The sequence below is a fragment of the Mycobacterium sp. NGS27 genome, assembly GCF_059813005.1.
The window spans coordinates 1-667 of the sequence record NZ_JCALDT010000036.1 but is presented as its reverse complement, the minus strand read 5'-3'; the positions used below and the strand labels follow the sequence as shown (position 1 = coordinate 667).

1 protein-coding gene is annotated in these 667 nt (G+C 69.4%); it reads right to left on the bottom strand.

Annotated features, from left to right (window positions below; translation table 11 throughout):
- Positions 1 to 667: condensation domain-containing protein (locus tag AC5Y30_RS25450; protein WP_499922075.1), on the bottom strand; the 667-nt coding region annotated here is incomplete at both ends.

The following is a 667-nucleotide window of genomic DNA, read 5'->3' as shown; positions in this document are numbered from 1 at the left end:
AAGGTCAGCACGCAGCGGTGCCGGTGGGCGGCGGTGCGCAGCAGCGTCACCCGAAACGCCGGGGGCTGTGCCAGGTCCCCGACCGCGGCCCGCTCGGCGGCACAGATCTGCGCGATCTGCTGCTCCATGCCGCCATCCCCAGCGCCGGCGCGGTAGCCATCGAGATCGACGCCCTCGCCTTCGAGATCGGCGCCACCGCCATGGCGGTCGGCACCAAGATCGACGCTGTCGAAGTCCATCTCGCCATCGTCGGCATCGTCCAGGGGTAGGTAGAGCCATCCTGGGGTGGGGTGGGTGGGGATGAGTTGGACGGGGGGGTCGTAGTGGGTGATGAACCGGGCGGCTAGGTGGGGGTGGCGGCTGGTCACGGTGTTCACGGCGTGGTGGAGGCGGTCGGGGTCCAGGGGGCCGGTGATGGCGATGTCGAGTTGCATCGCGTAGGTGTCGGGGTCGTTGTCGTGGGCGTGTTGGGCGTGGAAGAGCAGGCCGTGTTGGAGGGGGGTGAGGGGCAAGATGTCGGCGACGGGGTAGTGGTGGCACAGCTCGTCGATGTGGGTTTGGCTGAGGTGGGCCGGGGTGATGTCAGAGGGGGTGAGTCCGCCGCCGCCGGCGGCGACGTGGGCGCAGATGCCGGTCAGGGCTTGGATCCACAGCTGGCTGAGTTCCT